This window comes from Pseudoalteromonas rubra, assembly GCF_001482385.1.
GTDB classification, from domain to species: domain Bacteria; phylum Pseudomonadota; class Gammaproteobacteria; order Enterobacterales; family Alteromonadaceae; genus Pseudoalteromonas; species Pseudoalteromonas ardens.
On the sequence record NZ_CP013612.1, the window covers coordinates 971143 to 991477 of the forward strand.

The window sequence follows — 20335 nt, forward strand, 5'->3', positions numbered from 1 at the left end:
CGCAAAAAGCTTCTTTGTATTAGATGATCACTTTTCCAATGCGATATGCTGGGGAAGTAAGTCAAGTTGTACCGAAACCACAGCATCTTGCCAAATAAGAAAAAAGTGGGTCTAATGATACTCATAAATAACGTTGTCCAGGCAGGGAATGAGTCACGTTGTCACGGTTTGAGTCACAAACTGTTCAAAACAAAAGTTACTCATCTAAAAGCAAATCCCCATAGCATAAACCACATCAACCGGAGACGGCGTGCAGGTAGCGGCCCAGTTCAACAGGTGATTATGAGTGCGCATTAACACCGGAGCGTTAGTCGCAAGGTAAGATAGATGCGTTGCCAATTGAAAGAGGTTTTAATGGAAACTTTGGAAGTTTTAAGTAAGTTTTTCTTCGGTGGAGAGGCCGAGGCAGAAGCTGAGATCAGGAACAACGTGTTTGTTTCACCATCAAATTTAAAGAGCCTTTTGTCATTTAACAGAGCAAGATATAAGGTTCTCCTAGGTTCTAAAGGTGTGGGTAAATCTCTTCTCCTGAATGTTATGAATGAGTCCATTTTGGAAGAGAGAGATGTATCAATTCTTTTGACACCAAAAGACTTCGATTGTGAAAAAATAGCACGAAAAGCTACAAACTCTGACAAAATTTCAGCGGCTTACAATCAGTTGCTGATAGCAATTGCTGCGAAGCTTGGAACATTTATCGACTTTGCAGTATCAGACTCTGAGGTCAACCTACAGAAATTGGCTATTGAAGAAGGAATGACCCGCGCGGATATGATTTCTCGAGTGGCAAGCTTTTTACCTTCGCTAATACCTTCAACCTCCAAAGTAGCCAACGCTGCGAAAGAGCTTCAACAATTAAATAAAAAGGAAACAATTCTTAAAACGGATATCGCAAGATCTTTAAGTAAAAACAAAAATAAGATATGGATTTTGATGGATGATGTGGATCAGGCATCCATTGAAAAGCAAGGTAATTATGATTACTCAGTTTGTTGGGCGATAGTAGCAGCAATAGTAGACTTGGCTAATGACTTCAATGATATCCGCTGCATGATATCTGTTAGGACGGATATTTGGCATACGATGACTGTAAACAAAAAACTAGGTTCAGACAGGCTGGACAAAATGCAAGAGCCTGATTATCTTCGTTTTAATGAGTCTGAAATCAAGGAAATATTTAGAAAACGACTTTCGTTAGCAAATAAAGAGGTCAGTGGAAGTGAGTCTGATTCAACACAAGCCTATTTTTCTGGTGAGAAAATAACCCTACCCGGAACCACCGAAATTTTAAGGAGTTGGGAGGCTTGGATTGCTAAACTAGCACGAAATAGGCCTCGAGATATGGTGCATCTAGTTCAAGAGCTCATAGAATCCTCTGAGGAGCGAGATGGTTCTAAAATTAATACTCAAGACGCATACGATGTAATGCTTCCATTTGCTAAGTCCAGGATTAAAAACATTGAAACTGAATATAGAGAAATTTGTCCTCAGACAAAAGCGATAATAAATAACTTTGCTACAAAAAATAAGTTCAGCTTTCAATCTATTATATCTGATCTAAAAGGTGCTGCTTCTGCACGAAGTACAGCTATTGATGGTAAGGTTTTAAACCCTGATAGTAATGAAACCGCAATTGCTATTTTGAAAGTCTTACATATGTCGAACTTTATAAATGCTCGGCATAACCTTAACCCTGATGGTTCGGAATATGAGCATATAACATATGATGAACGCCCTTTTCTAGTCGATATGGCTAATTGGAACGAGTTACAAAAATACGAGTGGGAAATACATCCAGCATTCCATTCCTATGTAGAAGAGCTGAGGAAAAATAAGCGTTCATGGTTAGTTTGAACGGCTGACAAAAGCTGCAAATGACCCCTTCCGAGGGGTTATGGTTGCACCAATTACATCATCAATCCCCATGCCAAACTTTCTGCACAAGTTAAAGTCGCGAGACTTCACTTTTTTCATTAACTGTACATGTGGGGAGCCTTGTGAAAATTGTATCTTTTACTGAAGCTAGAAATAGCCTCAAAGCGGTTTTAGACGGTCTCGTTAATGATGCTGACACAACCGCCATTGTTCGCTGTGACTTGGCAGATGCAATGGTCATGTCCCTGAATTATCACAATAGAAAAATTACGACAAAAAATTACGACGACACCCATTCTCAATTGACGTAAAAATGGTACGAGTACTCGCTTAATTATCAACCACTTATGTATGTTTGTGAGTGCTCACTGTTCACTGCTGTGGGGTTAAATTATGCGTCTTTGATTGTGCCTGAAATCTGGATATAGCCTGGTGATTGCACTTCTTGAACCTCAATCGCCGGTACCGTGATGTTGAATCCGTCGCTGAATAAATCGTGAAATTCATTCAATGCTTTTTTCACCGCATCTTTTATGTAGCTGCAAGTTGTACCACCACTACAACTGTCATAACTATTGTCAAATGAAAGGTGTAGTTCACCATTTTGTTCGCTAAAACCAATCTTGAGGGTAATGTGATAAGTGTGGCTGACCTTGATAATGATTTCTTTGTAGCGTAAGTTTAAATGGGTAACCAATTGGCCATTGGGTGAGAATTGGCTGTTTAGTTGACCTTTTTCGATTTTTACAGCAGCGCCACAGGCATATTCGGACTCTTTTGAAGTTTCGCTGTTACTCACTAGTGCGGGATAAACATGAGTATCTAAGCTCATAAAATGACTATCAACGAATAACTCTTGTTGCTCCAACATTTGGTACAGTGACTTTTCTATATATTTCATAATGGTTAGATTTGAAATGATAATCGAAACTTCACACGCTGAGGCCAGGGGGATGGTATTTACCGATAATGGGCTTTTGGGCTCGGTATTATCATCGCCGATCATTAGGGCTACGAAGCTGTCTTCTTTATGCGCTCGATTATAGACATAAGCCAGGCCGACCTTGCTCTGTTCTGAGCTTACAGGCAGAGCTATATTGAGTGGAAACTCAATAGAGCCGAGTTGCCCTATGGCCTGGTTGAGCAGCTCAGTAATATGATTATGCTGCTGTTCAATATCGATTGGCTTTTCTAAGAACTTAACGTCCAGCTGAGATAAATCAACGTCACTGATTACTTGGTCAGCAAAGTTGATTTGTAGCGTGCATTCATGGTCGCTTTGATTGATTAGCTCTGCTTTTACCTGGTTTAAATCAATGGATGCAGTAATGCTGCCATGAATGGTAAATAGTTTTTTAATCGTGCCTTTGACGGAAATTGAAAAAGTTAACTGCTGCTGGTTGTGAGTGTCCGCAGTTGTTACCTGAGGGCAGCCCAGTTCAACACCGGCCAGTTGATGTGGAAGCTTTTGCGCATCATAGAGTGCTCGAAGTTGTTTGTTCATTGGTGTGACCTTTTCAGCCAATATGAAATCCCAACCCGCGTTGAGCAACTGAATAGGATTCATTGCAATCACATAGCCCCCTGAAGCAAAGTAAAGGTGACTTGCCGCTTCATTTTTAGTCATTGCCACAGCATGTTTACCTATGCCTGGAAAATTCCTTTTGAATATGATTTGGCCAGTCTTGATATCGAGTTGCAATAGATAGCCGATACAGCCAGTATTCACTATGTCACCATCTAACAAAAATGAGATTGTCTCTTGTTCTGAGGTCAGGCTGGTACGCCAGTCAATGGTTGAAAATGTATCAGTTTGAACGCTGATGACATCGCCACTCACGCCGATAAATAGCCGTTTGCCATCAGGTGTAATCGCTAAACTGAGCGGTTTGCTATGTGCATCTGAAATATTTAGGTGGTTCAGTTCATCGCCCGTATTTGCATTTAATTTATACGCATGATTGTGACAGGCGGCATATAGAATTTCATTTTTCAGTAATAGGCTAACGATATCAGATGAGCTGTTAACTGTTTTGCGCCAGGTCTGTTTTGAGAAGTGATTAGTAGCGATACGATAGACGTAGCCATCAGTGCCCACATAAAGTGTGTCACCATCTTCACTTAAGGCTAAACAACAGTCGTGGAAGCCTGCGCCCTTGAGTTTGTTGGTTGAGATATTATTCCCGGTAGTGGCATCCAACAGATAGGCATATCCATGGCAGGCCGCATATACTCTGTCACCGTGGCATACTAGCGATACATTTTTGTTGCTTTTCTCAATTTTCTTGTGCCACATTGATTGACCAAAGTTATCAGTATCAATACCAATAACGTAGCCTGCAGTGCCTGCGTAGAGTGACTTACCATTCTCAGAAATAGCCATCATAACGTTATCATTATGGGGGGCAGGCAGGTTGTTTGTTTCGAGTAAGCTCCCCGTTTCGGCATCTAATTTATAAATACAGCCGTTGGCACCAATGTAGATATGCTGATCATTGTTAATCATGCTCATGTTGCCAGCAGTGTCGCTGACTTGATAATTCCACTCTGTATTTGGAAGGTTTAACGTATTTTCAGCCGTTAAAGACTCGATGGTTGGTAACGAAAGTTTCGAATTTTGTATGTTCATTTTATTTCCCTAGGTTCATTTTACAGGTGGAGGGAGCGCTCAAAGCAAAGCTGATTTATCAAGAACACCAGCCCTTGCGTGCGCTCAGAATTACAGTCCAATATATGAATAAACAGGGTGGGGAGTTATTACATTGTATTACGCAGGGTTAATGTACCAATTGAGTAGGGCTTGTTTCTCTTCTGACTTAAGGCACCGTGGTACCCTTTTGCAGTTGAACATGTCCTGCCCGCCAATTTTTATGTCAAATTGCTCAATTCTTGCGTGCTTGAAGGTCTCGTTACTGATGAGGGCATCTACCTATATGTTGATGCACTTTCGACTTGAAACTGTGGCATGCCAGTAAATTTGTTGTAGCTGGCATATCTTGCATGACCACGCACCAACTACCACAACACACCTAACTTCTTGCTCAACATCATTAGTTGAACTATTTTTTGTACGTTATTTTGTACTTTTTAGGGTCCGTTATGAGTCGTATTTATCTGGACAAAGATATTCAGCCGTTTTCTGAATTTCGAGCTGGTGTTGCATCTTATATCAAGCAAATCAATGAGACTCGCCGTCCATTGGTAGTCACCTAGCGCGGTAAAGGTATTGCCGTTGTGTTTGATGTGGCTGAGTACGAAGCGATGCAAGAGAAAATTGAATTGCTGGAAGAAATGCGTGCAGCTGAGGCTTAGTTAGCTTCAGGTCTTGGCGTATCAAACGAGGATGCGCGTACTCAAGTGCTACGCCACAAAAAAAGCCAAAACAACTACCTAAACAATCACCCCCGGGATTTCCTTACCAAACCCAAGGTCTACGCCACAAGCAACAGAAACAATATAGGGATCGCCGCCACCATTTTCATAGAATAAGCGCACACTATTGTATAGATAATAGATAATAGATAATAGATAATAGATAATAGATAATAGATAATAGATAATAGATAATAGATAATAGATAATAGATAATAGATAATAGATAATAGATAATAGATAATAGATAATAGATAATAGATACTGCAGGGGTCTGGCACGATTGCGTGATAGCGCTCGGCAATCACCACATAATCGCCTTTTTCCGGTTTATTCTCACACTTCACCAGATAGTATTCAGGCTGATATTGTACCGCCGGTTTGCCCTGTACTGACGGGTTTTGATGCAGGTAAATAGCCTGAAAATCAGCGGAAGAGGTAATCTTTTGCGCTTTGTTTTAATACGACTTTCCCTCTTACTCTGCGCTTGGCGTATAGCCCCAAATGCGTGTACTGCCGTTGTAACTGAATTTGAAAATGCACTTGTTTCAGCAATGTACACGCCGGGGGGAAAATTTGAAGTTACGATAATGTGTATTGCCCTTTACTCTTGTGTGACTAAATCGTTTATAGGTACACTAGCCATTAAAGGCAAAAAAGGAAATGAAAATGTATAAAAACTGGATAGGTATAACGGCGGCAGTTACCGTGCTAACTGCCTGTGGTGGGGGAGGCGGTGATTCAGCTGCACCGGCATCAAAATCTGAGCTTGGCTTACAGTCACAAACAGGTAACCCAACAAACGATACAGCACAAAAAAAGCTTCAGGCTCTATATAGTGGTAAAAAAGAGTCTGCACAGATTGAGCCCGGTAACTTCATGCAAATCACGCATGATGTTTTGTATTGGCGTGATGTTACTCAGTTTATTGTTAAAACAGACACCCGGTATTTTAATCCGCGTTATCCAGGGTTTTTGCAATACAACAGCGATGCATACTGGCTACCTGAAGAGCAGACGTGTGAAACCGGCAGTGTATCTCTCCCTGATTTAGAAAACGAAACCGTGCTAAAGCCTACCTATGACGTAGTCTATAATAATTGCAAGGTAGGTCCGCTTGTCGCCAATGGTAAAGCACTCATGCACATTATTGGGCCTGACATTGCGAACGGTAATGTGGATAACTTAGCATTAGAATTGCTATCCGGGTTTTCAATTCAGGAGCAAGTGACGGATCAGACCTATCAGGTACAGGGCTATTATATGCAGTCAGTGTATGGTGGGCCTGAAACTGTTAGCATGGTCTATAGCCAGAATGATAAACAATTGGCCTTTGTCGATTATGGTAATGGCAATGAACGCTACAGCAGTTTATATCTGGCTGACTACGGAAAAGTCATCCCAAATTCAGATAGTAAAATTACAGATGAACAGGGAGGGCAGATCACTATTCAGTCTATGAAGGATGAAACCTGGATTGCACTGACGCATCAACAAGGCGAGTATTACGCTTCACTCGGTAAAGAATTTCGTTCTAACTACTACTTTGACGGTAAAGAGCACGCCAGGTGGGTAAAGGTTGCAAATAGTGACTTTAATGTATCAAGTATGCTGGCTGACAAAGGCCCTACAACAGCTTACTTTGATGCTGAGAATGTGGTCGAAAAAGGAACGCAGGTCACGCTATCTCCCAACTTCATTGACGCGCCAGATTATAATTTGTCACAAATGACCTGGCAGATCATGGCACCAGGAGCATCAAAGCCTGAGACTAATAGTCAGTGGGAAAAAGAGTATACTTTCGTAAAAGGCGGAGAATACCTAATTACTCTGATAGCGACAGATACCCACAATAACAGTGCTGAATTTTCGGAGACAATATATGTAAGAGGGGGAGGTGAATATCTGAGGACCGAAACAAGTATTGAAGTTGAATCGGATCTAAGTGAGCAAACCCCGTACCGCGCTAAAATTGCCCTATCAGACAACGGAAATTACCAGTTCACCCTAACTACAGGCCCAGCGGGTATGACCGTTAACGAAGCGGGTGTTGTCAGCTGGGATGGTCAACACTCAGCTGCTTTTCAGTTTGCGGATACAGCTCATTACAGCGTGACAGTGACAGATACAGAGTCGCAAGCGTCCAAGCTGGTGTCTGGCACCATACCATTGACTCATACACCGAAACAGCTCGAATCCCTCTATCATCTGAGCGGTGATGCGCCCGCAAAAGCACTTAGCTGGAAAAAAAGCAATGATGTAAACCAGTCTATGTTGTTAAGTAGTTCAGAGGGATTTGATGCCGGTATCTCCTCTTTGACATTGCAAAATGAGACTTTGGTTGTTGAAAGCAACTTATTTCATACCCCAACTCAGGGGAAAGTGTTGAATGTGACCTATAGCGACAGCGCAGACGAACTTGTCTACTTATATGCGCATGAATACGACTACAGCCGACTGGTGAACTTTAAGATTTCCAGTGATGAAGCACATGTGTTCACCCCTCAAAGTACGTTACATCGTCTAGAGCCGTATATTACCGATCTGGACAACGATGGTGAGTTGGAGATAGTCAATACGTATTCTGAAAATGGAGTTGAGCTGTATAACTCAAGCTATGAAAGAAGTGTCGCTGACTTAATTGGCTTAGCGGATCAGAACAGTTATAGCAAGTGGCAAGAGTGTGACTTGGATGGCGATGGTACTTTGGAGCTGCTACAAACCGTATCAAGCTCAAGACGTTCTCAGCTTAATATAATCAGCTATGTTGATAAACAGCTTAAGGCGACAGAAGGGCCCATTATTAATAACGTCTCATATTATAACCACACTATCGCAAATATGATAGATTTAGATGGTGACGGTCAATGTGAGGGGGTTCTTTCCTATGGAAGCGATGGTAGTAGCGCAACGCTTGGTTGGTACGTGTACGACGGTGAAATGTTGACTCTGGAATACCTTTCTGAAGAGTATACAGGTCTGGTCGGATTGGAATATGTGCCGTTTTCGGGAAATTATAGTGCGCTTATTTTTAAGTCTGAATTTGTCACGAGAATGCTGAGTTTTGATCCTGAACAAGTGCAGTTTATTACTTTGCCTCTGGAGTTTTCTCCAGGGTTGGATATACAACTCAGCTCTGAGCATTCGACTTTGGTTGGGCAAGCAGATCTGGATAATGATGGTATCCAGGAGTGGGTTTATAAACATGCACTGTCCTCTTTTGATCCGCTCTATACTAAGCTAGGCGAGCACTATGAAGCTGACAATGGCTTCTTACCTACGCATGATGTTGTCTATGTCGCAGCCAGTGTTGAGCAAGGCCAGGTGACGCCCAAATATCGTAGCAAAGCATTTAGTATTGCAGCGGTGATTAATGTGTTGCCTGATGAAAACGGATTCACACGTGTGATCACAAATAGTGATTACAACTGGGGTTCATTCTATCTTACTGAGCTGGACGCTCAGGGCAATATCACGCCTCTAAGCCGGAAAAAAGAGTGGTCGAGGGTGTTATACCGTGACGATGGTTCGTATTACAAACTTGACTCTTCCGAAGATACCTACACTTTATACGATGAAAATGACAGTGTTATGCATTCTGGTACATGTACTTCTAACTCTTGTGAGCTCTTAGAATACAAAAGGCTAAGAGGAGTAACCGGTAGCTATCAGGGAATAGATATCGTAGCAGAGCCAAATGAGCACAATTACCTGATCATCGATCGCAACAGTAAGCAGGTTCACAGTTATGGTGATAACTCAGGAATTACGCATTTAGTGCCCCACCCTGATTTCAATCGTAATGGGCTTATTTTTGTGAAACAAAAACGTCCACTGGAAACAACAAACACAGATAACACTGAGACCAGCAAATTCGATATCCCGGATTCAGGTGTCTATCGCGTAACCCGCGACGGTGTTGAACTGGTTCACCCATGGAAGGAGAAGGTATTCAGTCAGCATAGTGATCTCACTCATGCAGCGGTTTGGATGAATACGGACTCAGATCCGGAGTTGGAGGTGGTACACTACATTCGCACATCGCCTTACAATGATGAATATTTGGTATACTCGTTCTCCGCGGATGCCAATGGCGATAATGTCACGTATCGCGAGTACGTAAGATATTACCTGGGCTTATACCCTACTGAAAGAAAAGAGATGTTTGAGCAAACATGCCTTGAGCAATCTTGTCGACAATCAAACCTTGAGTTAATCGAGTCAGAAAGTGGCACCAAACTGAGAGCATTAGACAGGTTAACAGGCCTTGTTATCTGGTCTCGAAACGTTGCTAGCAGCAGCTTGGAAGGTGATATTTTGTACTATGACAAAGACCGTATTTACCTGAATGTAAACGGGCTACATGTAATTCGTTAGTATCTGCCGCTGCGTCACGTTAGTTTTTGGTTTAAAACACGCGCGGCGCAGTGTTCAAAGCTAAATAGAATTTATGGAAAGACGATGGATTATTTAAGCATTAATAAATCAGCCTGGGATAAAAGAACCCAGGTACACGTAGCATCTAAATTTTATGATGTGGCCGGATTTAAGGCCGGGCAATGTTCACTGAACCCGGTTGAACTGGCGCAGGTGGGCCCAGTAAAGGGCAAGTCTTTGCTGCATCTGCAATGTCACTTTGGCCAGGATACCTTGTCCTGGGCTCGTTTGGGCGCCGATGTGACTGGGGTAGACTTGTCTGAAAGTGCTATCGCGCAGGCAAATAGCCTCAAAGACGCACTTGGCCTTAAAGCGGAGTTTATTGAAAGCGATGTAATCGAATTTGGTCAAAGTAACACACAGCAGTTTGATATTGTGTTCACCTCCTACGGCGTACTGTGTTGGTTGCCCGATTTAACCGCATGGGCAAAGACTGTGGCTGGCGCACTCAAGGCAGGTGGAGCATTCCATCTGGTTGAGTTTCATCCCTTTAATGATCTGCTGGCTGGCTATGCTTATTTTCCTCATGGTGCGCCGGATATTGAAGAAGAGGGAACCTACACAGAAAACTGCGATGGCACCAAAGCCACGACCGTGACCTGGACTCATTCGGTCAGTGATGTGGTTAACGCGCTGATTGGAGCTGGTTTGAATATCGAGTCGCTTACTGAGCACCCGTATAGCCCATATGATTGCTTTGAGGGGCTGGAGTTTGTGCCAGAGCAGGGGTATCAAAAGCTAATTCAAGGTCAGCAAGTGCCCATGTTGTATTCAATCAAAGCAAGCAAAAGCCGGGCGCTTGTGTAAAAGCACGGTATCACCCTATTTGGTTAGACTAACGGTGGTGATACTGTTTGTGCTCCCTGGCTTTTCAATACAATCAGTTCACGGTCATGGTTTAATATAAAAACAAGCACTTAAGTGCTTGCTACATAAACCGATTAGCATACAATAAACGCTCACTTGCATAGTCTGTTTATTGATATATTAACCACTCGCAAAATGAGAGCCTTGTGTCAAAAAAGAGTCTGACCAAACTGTTTACTGGTTTCAGCACTGACTTTGGTGTTATGAAGGTGCGTTACTTTTAGTTAAATTTCCATCAGAATAACTCACCTATTTTTGGCACCCGCTCTATTTATATATGACCATAAAAAATGATAGGAAGCAGAGAAAATGAAAAGAATAATAGCAACGGTATTAATGGCTTTTTCGTCTTTTAGCTCGATGGCTGGAGAATGGAATCAGGCAGGAAAAGTCACAAAAGTGTACCCAAAGCCAACTAGAAATGGGATTTACTTTACTCATGAGCATATGGTTTCGGGTGGTTGTACAAGGGGAACGAACTTATTTTTAAGTGCAGATGAAAACTTATTCAAAGAAACATATTCTCTGTTGTTGTCTGCCTATGCTACGGGTCGACCAATAAAAATATATGTTGACGGGTGTCAGCCAACACATGGGTATCCGCTCATTAAAGAAGTGGTTGCAAAGTAAAGTGCTCAGAGGCGGGCACTCAGAGTTGAGTGTCCGCACTTTATGTATGATTGATAATTTATGGTTATCTAAAATAGGTGCTGATGCACAATACCTTATAGTTATTCATACTATCTCTGGCAAACGGCGCGCTTAACTCATGCTGTTATTATGTGATTTTGACTTCGGAGAAAAGAAATGGGATCCGTTTGGGTATTCAACAAGCGTAACTCTGCTTGTCCTGGTGGTATATTCAGCGAAATTGGTTGAGCTGAAGCGTGGATAAAAAATAACAGCCTGTCGGGTGTATTCACTCCGTATCCACTTGAACAGGGGGTCTTTGACTGGGCGATTGACAATGATATGCACAATATCAAGCCTGAGAAAATCATGGAAAAAAGTAATCAGCCGGATTTCATTGGCGGGTTCACAATCGCAAGCCAGGCGTATTATCATTACAAACATGGAGCGCGTATTTAGGTTAAGTTTTAGGTCGGTTTAAGGTGCTTTTGAACACTCTCTTTTGTAAAGCACCACAAGTGCGTCATTACTTTCCTATCACCATATTGCCTGCAAGGTTCGGACTTACATCACTCTGTATAACAGAGTTGCGCAGCCTTATGCGCATTCTTAGCACCGTTATCGACAGATCCAGCCCTCCAATGGGTGACGTGTTCATGTCATTGGATATTAATACTATCCAAAACTGGTTTCTCCAATTATGGCTATGAGGGGCACGCCAATACGCAAGGGTAAGCGATGAGTTTATGCTTACCCTTAAAACCGGTCTGATTTTATTTTCCTTACCTGAAAGAGGGGCGAACTCCCGTCTCTTGTGGCTTTCCCGAGGCATGAGGATTGGCTCACTGGCCCTGTAAATATCTATCACTATCAGCACGGCTGTATTCTGCCTAGAGTATTTGACAGCGAACAAACAAATACAGGATAGAAGAATGTCAGTGTTAACCGGCAAGCATTTGATCGACGGGCAATGGTGCGCACAGAGCTGCGAAAGTTTTTCAGCCTATGCGCCTCAAATGGATGAATTTATATCCCCACAATTTCACTCTGCTGGGGCGGCAGAAGTTAATCTGGCAGTTCAAGCTGCGGAGCGGGGCTTTGAGGTGATACGACAGCTAAGCGACCATCGTCGTAGTGAACTGCTGACAAATATTGCGCAACAGCTGGAATACATCCGGACACCCTTAGTTGCTCGCTGTGTACGAGAAACGGGGTTGCCAACCGGCAGGGTAAATGGAGAGATTGATCGCACAAAAAAGCAACTTTTGCACTTTGCCAGCTTGCTCATGGAGGGGAACTGGCGACGAGCGTGTTCAGCATCTTCGGATGTCACCTCACATCCTGATTTACAACTAAGCTCGGTGCCATTGGGTCCGGTTGTAGTATTCAGTGCCAGCAATTTTCCTCTGGCCTTTTCTGTCGCCGGTGGTGACACAGCATCCGCATTGGCAGCAGGGTGTAGCGTAATCGTAAAGGCCCATCCGGCTCATCCGGGTACGTCAGAAATGGTTGCTGACTGTATTTTAAGTGCGTTAAAGCACCTGGATATTCCGCCTTGCGTTTTTTCTCTATTACAGTCAAAAGACCATGAAGCAGGGGTTGCGCTGGTGACCAATCCGGCCGTTAAAGCCGCTGGGTTTACCGGGTCAATTCAAGGGGGCCGGGCTTTATTCGATATCGTCAGCCAGCGGCCAGAACCGATCCCTTTCTTTGGAGAGCTGGGGTCTACCAATCCGGTGTTTGTTTTTGACAGCACATTTGCCAATGGGGTTGATGCTTTTGCTCAGGCATTTTTAAGTTCAATGACGCAAGGAGCCGGGCAGTTTTGTACCAGCCCGGGGATCCTGGTACTACAAAAGAGCGAGCACCTAGATACTTTGCTAACCAGCTTAGCCGCTGCTATTCCCTCACAGGCGAAGCAGACAATGCTCACTCCTCATATTTGTTCAGCATATCGCAGAGCGACCAAACAACGTCAGTCTCGCAGTGAGCTGAATACATTGGCCGTTGGAAGGGTGGCCGAAAACGCGCAAAGTCAGGCACACATTGCTCTGTTTAGCGTTTCAGCACAAGACTACCTGAGTAATCCCGAACTGGAACATGAGGTGTTCGGGCCATCCACCCTGATTGTGATATGCCAGGATTTTGCCGAGCAGCTAGAGGTGGCCAAGAGCCTTCGGGAGCATCTCGCCAGCTCTGTTTTTTCAGGGCCTGATACAGAGGACCGTCAGCAGATAGCGCAATTAGTGGATGCGCTCTCCCTGAAAGTGGGCCGACTGGTGTTCAATGGATTTGCCACTGGAGTCGAAATCAGCCCTGCGATGCAACATGGTGGCCCTTACCCCAGTAGCACAATTGCGGCAATCACCTCAGTCGGAAGTCGTGCAATTGAGCGCTTTATGCGGCCTGTGTGCTTTCAGTCAATGCCCGTCGATTATTTGCCTGTTGTGCTAACCAGCGCGACAGCAGACCAATAACAATCAATGTAGAAACTCAATAGGATATGAGAATGAGAAACAAATTAAGTCAAGACAATGTTAGCTATGTCGTCAACAACACAGGTCTGGCAGACTGCGTCAGATATCTGATTAATGCGGCGGATCTGGAGTTGTTTTTTACTGAGAATCCGGCGCTCTTCAATGCGCTGATCAATAAAAGCAAATCAGTAGCGGCAGACGCCATCATCAGTGGCAACGAGCATTCGTTGTATGAGCTACACCGAAGCTTGTTTGAATTATATAACATGAATATTCGAGAGCCTCGCCCCGGTCAGGATGACAATCACAGCAGTGCTTTTCTAATGAGTGTACGCAATACACTGGAGGGCTATGTTGAGCAGCAGGAGTCCAAACAAGTTGAGAAGTTTGATGTCGAACATTTAGAAGGTCAGGACTTTCTTAACCATATCAAGGAAATATGGAAAAGTAACAGTACGCCTGAGCACGAAATCTTCCACTTTATGGAACACAAAGCGAATCGTGCGCAGTTCAATACTTACTTTAAAAACGATTACATGTTGAACATTCGTTTTTACGATTTGATTGTCTATTCACTGATTGGCATTGATGAGGAAGTCAGGCCAGAGGTTGCAGAAAACTTCTGGGATGAAGTTGGCAAGGGAATCCCTGCACATACGCATGTACGTTTGTACAAAAATATCTTTGATGAACTGGGGTTATCACTCGATGAGTCAATGCTCAGCGATGAGCTGAACTGGCAGGCGCTGGAAGGGTACAACCTTTTGATGCGTCACATTATCAATCGCAAAAATTACTTTAAGTCTCTGGGTTCTCTGGCGATCACTGAACTTGCCGATCCACAACAATATGAGCGCTTTGTCGCCGGTTGTAAATGAGTCGGCCTTGGCGAGAATTCACAGTTGTTGCAGTACTATGAAGAGCATATTTCCGTTGACACCATTCACGGAGACGGCTGGCTGAATAACGTTATTTTACCGTTGATCACCAAATACCCCGAAGCAAAGCAAGACATTATCTTTGGCTGTTATGTTCGCCTGAATACCAGTAAAGCCTATTGGGACTCGCTCTATCAAAAGCTACTGGCACAAGAAAGTGCGACTTCGGCGATTCAGTATACGCCAAGTGGGGAAGCGTTGATCCTGTCTTAGTGCAAATTGGGAGGGTTCACCTCCCCTGGAGTTCCTGAATGAGATTAAGTTATGTCTTTGCCACACTGGCAACGTTAATGTGGGCTGGTAATTTTATCGTTGGCAGAGCCGTTAATGAATCAATGAGTGCGATAGAATTAAACTTCTGGCGCTGGTCAATCGCAGCTCTGATTTTATTGCCTTTTACCTATGGAAAATGGCGGGAAAACAGCGCCGTTATCAGGCAGTCTTTCCGCAGTTTACTGGCGCTTGCATGCACCGGTATCGCGCTTTATCACTGCCTGGTTTACATCGCTCTGCAAAGCACAGGATCCATCAATGCGACGCTAGTCAACTCGGTTGTACCTGTATTCGTTCCAATTCTGGCTTACTTTATTTTAGCCAAGCAACTGACAGTGCAAGGACTTATCGGTACCGGACTTTCTATTCTGGGTGTGACCATCGTTATCTGCAAAGGCTCGCCATTACAGATCTTTGATTTAGCATTTGTCCCCGGAGACATCATTATGTTGCTGGCTGCATTGATATGGTCTTTGTATACCGTGTTATTGAGCAAGGCCCCCAAACTGCCTGCAACTTTGTTTTTGTTCTTAATATCGGGCTTAGGTGTGTGTTTGCTGAGCCCATTTATGTTTTATCAGGTGATGTATGTCGGGGTGTTTGAACTGAGCGTAAGTAATGTTTTGGCGATGGCTTATATCGCTGTATTTGCAGCTGTTTTAGCTTTTCTGTGCTGGAATAAAGCGGTTCAGATAATGGGGCCTGTTAAAACAGGATTGTTCGCAAACCTCATTCCGGTGTTCAGTGCCTTTCTTGCCGTGCTGTTTCTTCAGGAAGCACTTCGTTTGTATCACTTTATTGCCCTCGCTTTGATTGTGTTGGGAATTTATCTCAACTCCGGTAACTTGCCCACATTATCGACCAAGCTGTTTAAATCTAAGGAAAGTCACTATGTCAGTCGCAAAGATCGAGTTTAATCACCAGCAAACGGCCTCATTGGGCTTCATGCTGAACCTGCTTAAGTCGAACCCCTATCAGGATTACGCTGCTTTCTATCATGAAGTTGAAGGATTAGTCAGCGAAATGACGGAGCTGAGCGAGCACATTATTAAGCAACTCAATGAGCTGCATTATCTGCAGCAGCCCGTTGTGCTGTTCAAAAATGCGCCGATAGATGATGCTCTGCCCATATTTGATTTTCATGATCCCGTTGCAGCCAAACACAAACTCAAGAAGACATTTGTGGCAGAAGGGATTCTATGTTTTATTGGTATTTTGATGAAAAGTTACCCGTTTGGGTTCGCGTCCATCAATGATGGTGATCTGTTCCATGATGTCTACCTCAAGGACGCATTGCGAGACTCTGCATCGCAAAAGTCTATGGTATCCATCGGGTTTCATTACGACATGGGGTTTTTCAAGGTTCGGCCTGATTTTGCCAACCTTCTGTGTTTACGTAACCCCAGTTGCAACAAGGTATCGACCAGCTTTGCACTGGACCAGGCAATTTTGGACGGGCTTACTGAACAAGAAAAGGCGCGCTTCTCCCGTACTGCGTTTAGGACCAAAACGGAAGTACTCGCATTGAAGGGAGAGCGCACGAGTGCCTATATGCCTGCGCATCCAGTTTATTATCCACAAAGAGCAGCGAAGTTGTCGTTCTTTGAAGGAAGGACGGAAGCGATTGAACCAGAAGATCAGGCTATTCTGGATAAACTCGCCGAGCTTATTCATCTGCATAAGCAGCGTTTTTACTTTGAACCCGGAGATCTGTTATGTATAAACAACAACCTGTGCATCCATGGTCGAGAGGTGATAGAAATCACAGATCTGGAAGCGCATAAAACGCGCTGGTTGCTAAAAACCTATAATTCCAATGATGAAACCTTGTTCGAAGACAATAAAGGTCATTTTGTGTCTGCTGAATAAAGCAAAGCGTAGCCCCATGGCTCAGCTGGTGGGTAGCTGAGCCAAGATCCAGCTTTTGAACAATGAGACTTTGTCATCTTGGGCCTTTTTGGCTTCGTACACTAAATAATAATCACGTTTGCTGGGCGCTGATATGGTAAAGGGTGTGCACAACTTGCCGGTTTGCAGTAGCTCCTTAACAAACAGTGGGTCAATGAGGGCAAATCCGGCGCCTTCTAAGCAGGCTTCTATGATCTGGGATGTGTTTTGAAATTGAAATATGACATCCAGGCTGTACTTTTTCTTTGTGACTGATAAAAACCACTCTTCCCATTCCGACAATACGTTTTCGTTGTGCAACAATACTGCGCTGCTAAGGTTGTCTAAGCTCAGCGCACTGGTGACGAACTCAGGGTGACAGACAGGGGTCAGATTTTCCTGATAGAGTAGCACGGAGTCCAGCCCTTTCCAGCTTCCGGCACCGCGTCGTATTGCCACATCAATCTTGGCTGAGTCCAGATCAAGCGCCTGTGTACTGGTATGAATATTAAGCTGCCAACCGGGATGGCTCTGATTGAAATGGGACAATTTAGGGATCAGCCATCGGGTGGCAAATAAAGGAACGCATGACAGTGAAATTTGCTTTTGCTGGCTCTTATCGAAGAGTGACTGAGAGCTTTGTTCTATGAGCTCAAGTGCACTGTTAACTTGTTGATAGTAGCGCTGACCATCTTCACTGAGATAGACCTTATTGTCTACTCGCTCAAATAGCCGGCAATTAAGGCGTTCCTCGAGCTGTTTTATCTGATGGCTGACAGCAGAGGGGGTGATATGCAGCGTTTTCGCCGTAGCTGAAAAGCTTTCTAACTGTGCTGCAGTTATGAATGTTCGTAATGAGCTTAATGAAGGCAGTATCATGTTTGTTCCTTATAAAAATTGACCGATCCATCCAGTTAATTTATTGTATACTTTATACAATAAATTAACTCAAGGCTATGGAATTAGGTACATGATGACTGCTGGTGAGCCGGGTTAGTAGACTTGCCATGATGAGTTTCAGCAGAGCAATGGGGCTTAGATGTCAGAAGGTAGCCACTCCTAAAAAACGATATGCGCCAATTTGTTTGTCAAAGATTCGATAGTCGCTTGGTACTCAGGCACCGTAACATCACAGCGGAGCGTATTTGTGGCTGTGGCCTATCGGTGAGTTGTATATTGATTGCGTTCCCACATCCAGCAAAGTATCAAGGCAAATAAACCACAGGCATAGGTGATGTACAAAGGTGCAGACGTGTTTGCATCCTCCGCATACATAAATGCGTTAGACATCACCCAGGCTGTTACAGCACCAATTCCGAGCCATGCGGCTGCATAATACAGTTTATGCCCGGGCGCACTCATATAACCAGAAACCACCACACAGGCTGCGGCAACGCCACCTATCACTGGTTTTTTCCACCAACCTGCGTATTCGGCCAGCATGCCAGCCAGCGTCGCTGAAGCGATAAAGGTAATGATCACGATTACCATGGACAGTAAGAGCTTAAGTATTTGTTGCATAGGCCACCTTTTCATCCTTTAAACATTACTCAGGATAGCCTACCGCCTTCGTAGCGCGAGACTTTTGTGACTTTTTATCATGAGGTTTGCATCTTTTACAGGGTTGAATTGTCGAGAAAATAGAGTGTGTACTCAATTTTGTGAGGACTGTCTCGGTCGAGCATTTCGGTTGGCGACTGGACCATTTTGTTATGTATATATATTTATCTCATTTAATTTTTTCTCGTTCTTAACACTTGTAACTAACTATAAAATTCAGAAAAACACTTGGTTTATTCTGGTTTTTGTTAAATTTTATTTTTTTAATAAGGTCGGTTTTTATAATTAAAAATTCTACAGGAAATAGAAGTTATTCATTATTATTTCTCAATTTTCACCAGGTGGGGAGGCGAAAATTTACCGAGGTAACCATAAGATTAACTTCGTGGCTTTGCCATACGATAATTTTTTAACTAACAAATAATTGAGGTTTTAAAATGTATAAAAAATCGATATTGCTACCTGCATTGCTTTCTGTTTCAAGTGTATGGAGTGTTATGGCAGCGGAAGTGTCACAGAGCAGTGGTCTTGAATTGCATGTTTCTGCCCATTCAGAAGGTATGGAGTCCGGTGACTTTGATGTGAGTTTCCACAATAAAAATGGCGATATTGTTCATTCTGAAATTCTGTCATGTAGCTCGATTGAGCATAATCAGTGTTCGCTAAACTCGGGTATACAGAGCCCCTGGTCTACAGTTGTTGTCGAATCTGTGAGTGGAAGCATGAGTGGTTATGGTCTTCAATCTGACGTAACTAATAATACCTTAAAGGTGCAGAATAAAACAGCATCAATTGGGCTTTTATCAAGCGGTGAAAATGAAATTTATAACTTTGGCGCTGATATTTATTCCTCTGAAAACAGAGAGTATTTCACTGGAACTGCTTCTCGCATAATCTGGAAAAACCAACTCGATGCTGCGATATCTCAGCTGCGTGCCAGTGCTATAAATGAGTGGAATAAAAAGGCCAAAGCTAAGTTTGGTGATTTCGACTGGTGGAATAAGGGGTCGCACAACAACCAGGTTCAATGTCAACCATACTGGGAAACGGTGGTGTATGGGTTTTACTACTGCCAGGCCGATGCCTATGTAAAATACGTGACTGCACTGTAATGTGATTTTTTAAATATTGAGTTGTATATTTTTATTTTTTTCTTATTTTTTCGTCCTAATGGTGATTTGTACAACCCGTTTTTGGCTATTTAACCGGCTTTTTTAGATGGTGAAAAACTTAGGGTTTTCGGAGTGATATTCCAGATTTTTTTTTGGTAATGCCAGAAGAAAGTATGCCAAGGTGCTATGCCCTGCTTAGAGCAGTGGCCTTCGGTGGTATTCGAGTTATAAGGTATTTATAGGCTAGCCTAGAATATGCTTTTTAGCGTCCACTATTTTGTGTGCAATTTTTAAGTTGTGTTGCTCAGGTGCAGAGCAACTCATATTTTGCTTGATAGAAGAGGAAAGGTATTGCGCAATGTTAGATACATCCTTATCTTCTAATACAAGTTTAAATACATGAGGCACATAGCTGTCGTATTCATCATTCCACTCGTCTTCACCGTAGTTAACACCGATTGGATCCCAGTCATGCCATAGTATCGAGGCTATCGCTTTGTACAGTTCTTTTTGTTTGGCTTTCACCGTTGAATTCCTTGTTTCTATGTGAGCTTAAAGGTTATATACGAGAACCTAGAGTTATATCTTGGATTAGCCGAGAAAAGCAAGAAGTATAAAATAGCCTATTATTCCTAGGCTTTATATTGAGGGTAAGTAGTTACTTCGAATTGGCGGTTTAGTTAGCATGATGAATTATATCAGCATTATACCTTTGGGCGCTTGTAAAATAAGTAGAAAATAAGTTTAATGGGTACATAGTCGTTGCTTTGTCCGGGGAGCTTGCTGGAGCAGCGCTCAGCAAGAAAGGCCTCTGAGAAAGTGTTTAAATAGACATTGTTATGGCTAACTCGATGTATCGGCATAAAAATTAAGTAATTGATAGCTTGCTGCTGGTTTTCTGAGAGCT

At 43.2% G+C, this 20335-nt stretch carries 13 protein-coding genes and 3 pseudogenes; 12 read left to right on the forward strand and 4 right to left on the reverse strand.

The features are described 5' to 3' along the window. Positions 1-354: 354 nt before the first annotated feature. Together AT705_RS23270 and AT705_RS25100 are read left to right on the forward strand one after the other, a co-directional pair. Positions 355-1854 carry a P-loop ATPase, Sll1717 family gene (locus AT705_RS23270; protein ID WP_208856791.1) on the forward strand — a complete coding sequence of 500 codons (1500 nt, stop codon included), beginning with the start codon at positions 355-357 and terminating at the stop codon, positions 1852-1854. Between the two features lie 143 nt (positions 1855-1997). Continuing rightward, positions 1998-2150, forward strand: a pseudogene (locus AT705_RS25100) (type II toxin-antitoxin system prevent-host-death family antitoxin); the annotation flags it as partial. Between the two features lie 116 nt (positions 2151-2266). Here the strand turns inward: AT705_RS25100 and AT705_RS23275 are convergent. Beyond that, on the reverse strand, positions 2267-4504 hold the full coding sequence (locus AT705_RS23275) for an outer membrane protein assembly factor BamB family protein (protein ID WP_058798703.1): 2238 nt from the start codon (positions 4502-4504) through the stop codon (positions 2267-2269). Between the two features lie 470 nt (positions 4505-4974). Here AT705_RS23275 and AT705_RS23280 point away from each other — a divergent pair. The 9 genes and pseudogenes from AT705_RS23280 to AT705_RS23320 form a co-directional block, all read left to right on the forward strand. Next, positions 4975-5250: pseudogene (locus tag AT705_RS23280) on the forward strand (type II toxin-antitoxin system Phd/YefM family antitoxin); the annotation flags it as partial. A 666-nt stretch (positions 5251-5916) separates the two neighbouring features. Beyond that, positions 5917-9624, forward strand: coding sequence for a hypothetical protein (locus tag AT705_RS23285; RefSeq protein ID WP_058798704.1), 3708 nt, complete (start codon positions 5917-5919; stop codon positions 9622-9624). Positions 9625-9708: 84 nt separating this feature from the next. Then, complete coding sequence (locus AT705_RS23290) at positions 9709-10491, forward strand: class I SAM-dependent methyltransferase (protein ID WP_058798705.1); 783 nt, start codon at positions 9709-9711, stop codon at positions 10489-10491. Between the two features lie 369 nt (positions 10492-10860). Beyond that, positions 10861-11181, forward strand: coding sequence for a hypothetical protein (locus AT705_RS23295; protein WP_058798706.1), 321 nt, complete (start codon positions 10861-10863; stop codon positions 11179-11181). A 261-nt stretch (positions 11182-11442) separates the two neighbouring features. After that, on the forward strand, positions 11443-11640 hold the full coding sequence (locus AT705_RS26130; RefSeq protein WP_420492131.1) for a DUF7710 domain-containing protein: 198 nt from the start codon (positions 11443-11445) through the stop codon (positions 11638-11640). A gap of 473 nt (positions 11641-12113) precedes the next feature. Further along, positions 12114-13658 carry an aldehyde dehydrogenase (NADP(+)) gene (locus AT705_RS23300; RefSeq protein ID WP_058798707.1) on the forward strand — a complete coding sequence of 515 codons (1545 nt, stop codon included), beginning with the start codon at positions 12114-12116 and terminating at the stop codon, positions 13656-13658. 323 nt (positions 13659-13981) lie between these two features. Continuing rightward, positions 13982-14809 (forward strand): annotated as a pseudogene (locus AT705_RS25855) (iron-containing redox enzyme family protein). Between the two features lie 38 nt (positions 14810-14847). Then, on the forward strand, positions 14848-15786 hold the full coding sequence (locus tag AT705_RS23315) for a DMT family transporter (RefSeq protein ID WP_058798710.1): 939 nt from the start codon (positions 14848-14850) through the stop codon (positions 15784-15786). Next, positions 15761-16738 (forward strand): TauD/TfdA family dioxygenase, encoded by a 978-nt coding sequence (locus AT705_RS23320; protein WP_058798711.1) that lies wholly within the window; start codon positions 15761-15763, stop codon positions 16736-16738. Before AT705_RS23315 ends, AT705_RS23320 begins: the two co-directional genes overlap by 26 nt. 21 nt (positions 16739-16759) lie before the next feature. On the opposite strand, the gene AT705_RS23325 is transcribed toward AT705_RS23320, so the two are convergent. Together AT705_RS23325 and AT705_RS23330 are read right to left on the reverse strand one after the other, a co-directional pair. Next, positions 16760-17635, reverse strand: a complete 876-nt coding sequence (locus AT705_RS23325; RefSeq protein WP_058798712.1) for a LysR substrate-binding domain-containing protein — start codon at positions 17633-17635, stop codon at positions 16760-16762. 279 nt (positions 17636-17914) lie between these two features. After that, the gene (locus AT705_RS23330; protein WP_058798713.1) at positions 17915-18277 is read right to left on the reverse strand and encodes a hypothetical protein; all 363 of its coding nucleotides are present in this window, start codon (positions 18275-18277) and stop codon (positions 17915-17917) included. A 476-nt stretch (positions 18278-18753) separates the two neighbouring features. Here AT705_RS23330 and AT705_RS23335 point away from each other — a divergent pair, with 476 nt between their 5' ends. Beyond that, positions 18754-19428: a hypothetical protein gene (locus AT705_RS23335; protein WP_157576966.1), complete on the forward strand. Its 675-nt coding sequence runs from the start codon at positions 18754-18756 to the stop codon at positions 19426-19428. A 243-nt stretch (positions 19429-19671) separates the two neighbouring features. On the opposite strand, the gene AT705_RS23340 is transcribed toward AT705_RS23335, so the two are convergent. Then, entirely contained in the window at positions 19672-19953 is a 282-nt protein-coding gene (locus tag AT705_RS23340; protein ID WP_058798715.1) for a hypothetical protein, read from the reverse strand. Positions 19954-20335 lie beyond the last annotated feature (382 nt).

Bases quoted from the DNA above. Each gene is read 5' to 3' on its own strand.
- AT705_RS23270 (WP_208856791.1), top strand. From the start codon at position 355: ATGGAAACTTTGGAAGTTTTAAGTAAGTTTTTCTTCGGTGGAGAGGCC.
- AT705_RS23275 (WP_058798703.1), bottom strand. From the start codon at position 4,504: ATGAACATACAAAATTCGAAACTTTCGTTACCAACCATCGAGTCTTTA.
- AT705_RS23285 (WP_058798704.1), top strand. From the start codon at position 5,917: ATGTATAAAAACTGGATAGGTATAACGGCGGCAGTTACCGTGCTAACT.
- AT705_RS23290 (WP_058798705.1), top strand. From the start codon at position 9,709: ATGGATTATTTAAGCATTAATAAATCAGCCTGGGATAAAAGAACCCAG.
- AT705_RS23295 (WP_058798706.1), top strand. From the start codon at position 10,861: ATGAAAAGAATAATAGCAACGGTATTAATGGCTTTTTCGTCTTTTAGC.
- AT705_RS23300 (WP_058798707.1), top strand. From the start codon at position 12,114: ATGTCAGTGTTAACCGGCAAGCATTTGATCGACGGGCAATGGTGCGCA.
- AT705_RS23315 (WP_058798710.1), top strand. From the start codon at position 14,848: ATGAGATTAAGTTATGTCTTTGCCACACTGGCAACGTTAATGTGGGCT.
- AT705_RS23320 (WP_058798711.1), top strand. From the start codon at position 15,761: ATGTCAGTCGCAAAGATCGAGTTTAATCACCAGCAAACGGCCTCATTG.
- AT705_RS23325 (WP_058798712.1), bottom strand. From the start codon at position 17,635: ATGATACTGCCTTCATTAAGCTCATTACGAACATTCATAACTGCAGCA.
- AT705_RS23330 (WP_058798713.1), bottom strand. From the start codon at position 18,277: ATGCAACAAATACTTAAGCTCTTACTGTCCATGGTAATCGTGATCATT.
- AT705_RS23335 (WP_157576966.1), top strand. From the start codon at position 18,754: ATGTATAAAAAATCGATATTGCTACCTGCATTGCTTTCTGTTTCAAGT.